The following is a 7,916-nucleotide window of genomic DNA, read 5'->3' as shown; positions in this document are numbered from 1 at the left end:
CTGGCCAAGGCCACCAGCATCGACGCTACCCTGGTGGCCCATGATGCGGCTGGCAACACCGGCCTGATCACCGCCAACCATGGCTACACCGTCGACACCAAGGTGAAGGACGTAGAACTCGTCATTGACGTGATCGCTGGGGATGACATCGTCAACCTCGCCGAGTCGCAGGCCCAGCAGGCCATCAGCGGCAAGGCAACTGGTGCGTTCACCGCCGGTGACGTGGTGAGCTTCGAGCTCAACGGCACCACCTACAGCACCACCGTGGCAGCGGATGGCAAGTGGAGCGTGCAGGTAGCCGGTGCCGATCTGGCCAAGGCCAGCAGCATCAAGGCGACCCTGGTCGCTCACGACGATGTCGGTAACGTCAGCAACGTCGAGGCTAACCGTGCGTACACCGTCGACGTGACGGCGCCGGACGCAGCCAGCACCCAACTGACCATCGACACCGTGGCTGGCGACGACATCGTCAACCAGGCCGAATCGCAGGTTCAGCAGACCATCAGCGGCAAGGCCACCGGTGAGTTCAAGGCCGGTGACGTGGTGAGCTTCAAGCTCAACGGCATCACCTACAGCGCTGCTGTGGCAGCCGATGGCAAGTGGAGCGTGCAGGTAGCGGGTTCTGACCTGGCCAAGGCCACGAGCATCGACGCCACCCTGGTGGCCCATGATGCGGCTGGCAACACCGGTCTGATCACCGCCAACCATGGCTACACCGTCGTCACCGAGGTGAAAGAGGTCGCGCTCGTCATTGACGTGATCGCTGGGGATGACATCGTCAACCTCGCCGAGTCGCAGGCCCAGCAGGCCATCAGCGGCAAGGTAACCGGTACGTTCACCGCCGGTGACGTGGTGAGCTTCGAGCTCAATGGCAGCACCTACAGCACCACCGTGGCAGCGGATGGCAAGTGGAGCGTGCAGGTGGCCGGTGCCGACCTGGCCAAGGCCAGCAGCATCAAGGCAACCCTGGTGGCTCATGACGATATTGGTAACACCAATACCGTTGAAGCTACCCGCTCGTACGCAGTGGACGTAAAGGCGCCGGTCGCCACACTGAGCATCAACGTGGTGGCCGATGACGATATCGTCAATCTTTCCGACTCCGTCCACGGGCATACCATCAGTGGCAAGGCCTTCGGCGAATTCCGCACCGGTGACCTGGTGACCTTCACCCTCAACGGCACGGCTTACAGTGCAAAAGTGGCGGCAAATGGTGCCTGGAGCGTCCAGGTGAATGGCTATAACCTGTCGAAGGAAACCAACATCCATGCCACGCTGAAAGCCACCGATGCGGCTGGCAACGTTGCCAATGTCGTGGCAGATCGTGGTTACACCGTGGACATGACTCCGCCTGTGGCGCAACTGACCATCTATACGGTGGCCGGGGACGATGTTCTCAATGCCACTGAAGCGAAGATGGTGCAAACCATCAGCGGCAAGGCGGCCGGTGAATACAAGGCCGGCGACGTGGTGAAGTTCGTTCTGAACGGTACTACCTACCAGACCATGGTGAATGCTGCAGGTGACTGGAGCGTGCAGGTAGCCGGTTCCGACCTGGCTAAAGCCAATAGCATCAACGCCACCCTGGTGGCCCATGATGCCGCTGGCAACAGCGCGGACATTACCGCCAGTCGTCTGTACGAAGTACAGGTAACCCCGCCCAAGGCAGACCTGATCATCGACGCCATCGCAGGTGACGATATAGTCAACAGCAATGAGTCGAAGGCTCAGCAGACCATCAGCGGCAAGGTAACCGGCGACTTCACCGCAGGCGACAAGGTTAGCTTCATGCTCAACGGCTCTCTGCACACCGCCACGGTTGCTGCTGACGGCAAATGGAGCGTGCAGGTAGCGGGTGCCGATCTGGCCAAGGGCAGCAGCATCAAGGCCACCCTGGTCGCCCATGACGGCATCGGAAACTCCATCTCCGTCGAAGCCACCCGTGCGTACACCGTGGATGTCACGCCACCGAGCGCAGCCACGACCCAACTGACCATCGACACTGTGGCCGGCGATGACATCGTCAACCTGGCCGAGTCGAAGGTGCAGCAGACCATCAGCGGCAAGGCTACTGGTGAGTTCCAGGCCGGTGACGTGGTGAGCTTCAAGCTCAACGGCACCACCTACAGTGCCGCCGTCGCCGCCGATGGCAAGTGGAGCGTACAGGTAGCCGGTGCCGATCTGGCCAAGGGCAGCAGCATCAACGCGACCCTGGCGGCCCATGATTCGGCTGGCAATACGGGCAGCATCGTGGCGGATCGTGGCTACGCGGTTGACGTCACGGCACCGGTCGCCACGCTTAGCATCAACGTGATCGCAGTTGACGACATCGTCAACGCAGCGGAAGCGGCAGCCAAGCAGACCATCAGCGGCAAGGCCACTGGTGAGTTCAAGGCAGGTGACCTGGTGACCTTTACCCTCAACGGCACCACTTACAGCGCGCAAGTCGCGGCCAGTGGTACCTGGAGTGTTCAGGTGAACGGCGCCGACCTGGCGAAGGAAACCAGCATCCACGCCACCCTCAAGGCTCAGGATGCTGCCGGCAACGTCGCCGACATCGTTGCCGACCGCGCCTATAGCGTTGACACCACCGCGCCGAACAAGCCGGCCATCACCGATATCCTCGACGATGTCGGCTCGATTACCGGCAGCATCGCCAACGGTGGTGCCACCGACGACAACAAGCCGACCCTCAAAGGCACCGGCGAGGCGAACAGCATCATTCACATCAAGGATGGCAGCACCACAATCGGCTCCACTACCGTGGGTGCCGATGGCAAGTGGACGTTCACCCCGACGACTGCCCGGAGCGATGGCAGCCACAGCTTCACGGCGGTTAGCGAAGACAAGGCTGGTAACAAGTCCGTTGCATCAGATCCGTATGTGATTGTCATTGACACGGTCGCCCCGGCGGCTCCGGTGATTACCTCCGTCTTCGATGATGTGGGTGTGGATACTGGCGATATTAGCAAGGGTGGTAGCACCGATGACTCGAGGCCGACTATCTCCGGTACGGCTGAAAAGAATTCAGTGGTTACCATCTACGACAACGGTGTTGTAATTGGTTCGACTACTGCCGATGCCTCGGGCAAATGGAGTTTTGAGCCGAGCAAGGACCTATTAAATGGAGGGCATGAGCTTACGGCTAAATCCACCGACGTAGTGGGCAATCAGTCGAGTCTGTCGGAAAGCTTCGGATTCCGTGTGAGCACGCCTATTTCTGGTACTTGGTTTGAAGATTTTAATTCGACTCCTGAACGAATTATTGCGATAGGCGAAACTGCAGTTTCAGGTACGGAGTTGTTGGTCGTTACCAATATTAGCAGCAGACCTGGAGATATTGCGCCGACTGGTTTCAAACAGCCCGAGAAATATACTGCAACAACGGGGCTGACTTTTGCGAGCGGAACGATTAGAGTGGATTTGAAGGAAGGACTAAAGGGGGACTCAATTAGTTTTGATCTTAGAGATCTTCAAACCAATAGATCATATGTTCAGTTTTATGATGCTGAGGGGGCGCTGATTCAGAAATCAATGCTGATCCCACGAACAGGTAGCAGCAGTACCGACCCAGTGCATCAATCATTTACGATGCCAGCCGGTAAGTCCTTCACCTATTTCACTATCTATTCTTCACCCGTCGGAACTGGATCCTTGAATTATGATTGGATGCATATAGATGATGTTTCAATCACCGGCACTTATATTGAGCCTGCTCCCCGGATTGCAGCAGGACAAATCGAGACTGAATCGACTGAGCAGGCGGCGGCAGCCAGCGACTTCCACCAGATCCTCGCCCTGCAATCGGGTGCGCAGCTGAAGGCCCATCAGGTCTCTGGCCTGGCCGAGACCCACTACGGTAGCGCCGACGACAGCGTGGTAACGCTGCAGTACGTCCAGGCTGAGCAGTTCCTGGCCAGTGCTGACAACCAGGGTATCCATGGTGGGGCGGGTATCGATGTGCTCAAGGTGGAAGGTTATGGCCAGGTCCTCGACCTGACCCAGAACGCCGCCCACGGCAAGGTCACCGGCATGGAGATCATCGACCTGCATGGCGCCGGCAATGCCGCCAACAGCCTGAAGCTGTCGCTCATGGACGTGCTGGATAACGGTCAGGCCGACCTGTTCCACAGCACGGACAAGCACAGCGTGCAGATGATGGTGCAGGGCGACAGCTCCGACACGGTCACCCTCGACCACCTGGGTCGCGACGGCAGCGATGTCGGCACCTGGACGGAGAAGGGCACCGTGGCCATCGGCGACGCTTCCTACCACCTGTACCAGCATGCCGGCGGCGATGCCGAACTGCTGATCCAGGAAGGCATGCGGGTCCACCTGGTCTGACGTGGCAACCAGGTGGTGGCCGGGGCTGGGCTCCGGTCACTACCTGCATTGCCCACTCTCGAATTCTATGTTTGCAACCCCGCTGCCTGGCGGCGGGGTTCTGGAGCTTTATTCATGACTATTTTCCCTTCCCGGCCTTTGCACAAGGTCACTTGCCTCAGCGCCCTGGTGCTGGCCATTGGTTTTGCCGGCGGTGTTGAAGCCGGCAGCAACAATTCCATTTACGGCGAGACCCACCAGAAGGTGGATTCCGTCGTGGCCAGCCAGGCCCAGATCGTGATGTTCCGCGGCAACGATGGCGGCAAGCAGGCCGCTCACGTCTACATCGACGGCGAGCTGCAGAGTGCCCTGATGCCCGGCGGTTACACCGTGTTCTGCACCCCCGCGGGCGAGCACTCGGTGGAGTCGTACATCGGCGATGCGCCGCTGTATACCGGCAAGCGCAACCCGCAGAGCTACGCCAAGCTGGCCGGCGGCCAGACCTACGTGCTGGAAGCACCGGTCGGCATCGGCCAGAAGACGCCCATCGTGCACACCGGCAAGGAGGCCGCGCGCAGCCTTCAAGGTATGCGCCGGCAGATCCATGTGCTCAGCCGTGCAAGTGCCGTGGTGCCCTGCCAGACGGAAACTCGCCTGAGCCTGCGCAGCGACGTGCTGTTCGCCTTTGGCAAGGGCTCGTACCACGACCTGACGGCAGAAGGCCGGAGCCAGCTGGGCCAGGTCGTGAAGGAGATCAAGCAGGATCTGAACAAGGTCCAGCGCGTGGAAATCGTCGGCCATGCCGACCCTATCGGTAATGCGGCAGCCAACCAGCGCCTGTCGCTGCAACGCGCCGAATCGATCCGCCGGGTGCTGCTGGAAGCGGGCATTCAAAGCGATCAGCTCATGGCCACTGGGCGTGGCAGCCTCGAGCCGGTGGTGCAGTGCAACAGCGGTTCGCGCAGCGCACAGATCGCCTGCAACGCGCCCAACCGCCGCGTCGAGCTGGTGATTCGCGGCGCTCAAGCATCGCTGTAGATCCAGGCGTATTAAGTCCCGAAGCGCCTTGCGGCGCTTCGGGATCCCTAAAACCGGAATCGGCGGAGAAGCCCACCTCGGGGTTTTCGACTGCTTCGTCGGTTCCGGTCCCCCATTCCAGTAGCACCAGGGGAGTGCTTCTGGATCCCTAAACCGGGTCGGCGAACAAAGCCACCTCACACGACTCGCGTTCGTCGGTTCCGGTCCCAAATTCCACCCGCATCGGGAGTGCTGGTGGATCCCAACACCGGACCGGTGAAGAAGCCCACCTCGGGATTGCGACTTCTTCGTCGGCTCCGGTCCCAAATGCCAGACACACCAGGCGGTGCTTCTGGTCTCCCATACCGGGCCGGCGAAGTAAGCCACCTCACATGACACGTCTTCGTCGGTTCCGGTCCTATATTCGGGGGCGCCGAGCTTGCCACACGCGGCTTGCCGGTTCACCCAAGCCCGCATCGATGGGATCGCCTGGCGTGGAAATGCGCTACACGTTGGTATTTCCTGCCTGGCCAGTCACCTGAACCTTGGGCACAGAGGTCGAGCGGCAGTGACATTTCGCGTTATCTCCAGCCCGCTACTTACCCGCTATGAGGTGGGATCTTGCTGTCGCTTTACTGGCCAGTGCTAATGAGTGTTTTAGTGCTTGAAGTTGACATCAGCCTGAAAACAGGCGAGTGCATTTCCTAGGCTGAATCATTTGAAGTTCAATATCGTCACGCTTTGCTTTCTTGGGCTTGGATGCTTTTTGGGAAAATTCCCAATATTCAATTCATGCATATTTTGCATGTCAGCGCCGCTTGCGTTTATTTACTGGTAAGCCTGGTTTTTTAAAAAATCGACGCGCCAGATAGTTCGGAGATTTATGAGAAACCTCTGAATATTCCGTCGGTATCCATGAAAATATCCTTACCCCCTCATAAATGACCCAATTTGAGGTGGGTAGAAATGGCAATTGAAACTATCGGCTTGGTAGCTGTCACCGAGAGCGCATCTAGGAAGGTTGCAATCAAGGCGAACGGTAAGGTCAAGGCACAGGCCGGTACCAAGTATCTGCTTCAGGTCGACGGCACCGATGTCGCACCGGGAAATCTTACCGTCAAGCGCGTCGGGGACGACCTGCAGGTGTCTTTCGAAGGCAGTGAAGAACCCGACCTGACCATCCAGGACTTCTTCGCAGAAGGCATGGACAGCCAGCTCTATGGCGTGTCCGAAGATGGGCTTCTGCACGCCTACGTTCGAACCGACGGCCAAGGCTTTTATGGCAAGCTGCTGATGATGGACGGTGAGTCTGCTGCCATTGCGTTGGGCGGTGAAGGCGCGCCTTATTCGGCGGCGACGATTGATGACGCCGCTGGCTTCGCCTTGTGGCCGCTGCTGTTGGGGCTTGCCGGGGCAGGTGCCGCTACCGCCGCCATCATTCACCACAACAGGGATGACGGTAAGACCAAGAGCAAGACTTCCGAGGCGCCGACCAACCTCAAGGCAACCGACGATGTCGGTTCGATCCAGGGGCAACTGTCCAATGGTGACCTCACCGACGATGCGCGGCCGGCGGTTTCCGGCAACGGAATTCCCGGCGCAACCATTCACGTTCTCGACAATGGAGTGGAGATCGGCAGCACCACTGTTCAGCCTGACGGTACTTGGACATTCACGCCCGAGCTCACCGACGGTGTGCACACGATCGAAGTGATCCAGGCGGTCGCGGGCGCGAAGCCCAGTGAGCCCATCAAGGTTATCGACCTCATCGTCGATATCGTTGCTCCTGCGGTGGATGCTTCGCTGAATCCGGAGTCGGACAGCAGCACCAAGGGGGACGGCATCACCAACATCAAGACCCCTAGCTTTGACGGCAAGGCTGAGCCGGGCGCTACCGTGGAGGTTACTTTCGCCACCGGAGAAGTGGTCACCGTCACGGCCGATGCCAAGGGTGAGTGGTCGGTGACGCCAACTCAGCCTTTGCCCGAAGGCAAGAACGACATCACCGTCATTGCGGTTGACTCGGCAGGTAATCGCAGTGCGTCTGAGGTGCTGACTATCCTGATCGACAGCACCGCTTCGTCCGCTCCGCGGATTGACAAGGTCACTGACAATGACGATCCGACCAAGCTGATCGACGTCGCGAAAGATGGCTCGACCAACGACACCACCCCGGTGATTTCCGGTAGTGACGCGGAGAAAGGCGACATCATCCACGTCTTCGCTGGCGAAACCGAACTGGGCTCGACCATTGTCAAAGACGACGGTAGCTGGTCCTTCGAAGTCCCGGCCGACAAGGCCCTGACCGAAGGCAGGCATGACCTGACCGTCACCTCCGAAGATCCGGCGGGCAACTTCAGCGAGCAATCGCAGCCGTTCCCGCTCGTCATCGACCTGACGGCGCCGGACGCAACCACTGCCCAACTGGCCATCGACACCGTTGCTGGCGACGACATCGTCAACAGCGCAGAGTCCAAGGTTCAGCAGACCATCAGCGGCAAGGCCACCGGTGAGTTCAAGGCCGGTGACGTGGTGAGCTTCAAGCTCAACGGCACCACCTACAGCGCTGCTGTGGC

At 59.4% G+C, this 7,916-nt stretch carries 3 protein-coding genes; all 3 read left to right on the top strand.

Features of this window, described 5'->3' with window-relative positions; genetic code table 11:
* Window positions 1-33: 33 nt before the first annotated feature.
* A complete protein-coding gene (locus ACIPK7_RS29630; protein WP_401091912.1) occupies window positions 34-4,344 on the top strand; it encodes an Ig-like domain-containing protein in 4,311 nt (1,436 codons plus the stop codon).
* Between the two features lie 114 nt (window positions 4,345-4,458).
* A complete protein-coding gene (locus ACIPK7_RS29625; protein WP_192436274.1) occupies window positions 4,459-5,361 on the top strand; it encodes an OmpA family protein in 903 nt (300 codons plus the stop codon).
* A gap of 945 nt (window positions 5,362-6,306) precedes the next feature.
* Window positions 6,307-7,916: Ig-like domain-containing protein (locus ACIPK7_RS29620; RefSeq protein WP_401091910.1), on the top strand; the 1,610-nt coding region annotated here is incomplete at its 3' end.

Source organism: Pseudomonas sp. NPDC086581 (assembly GCF_044746165.1).
Classification (GTDB): domain Bacteria; phylum Pseudomonadota; class Gammaproteobacteria; order Pseudomonadales; family Pseudomonadaceae; genus Pseudomonas.
This window is presented reverse-complemented; position numbering and strand designations above follow the sequence as displayed.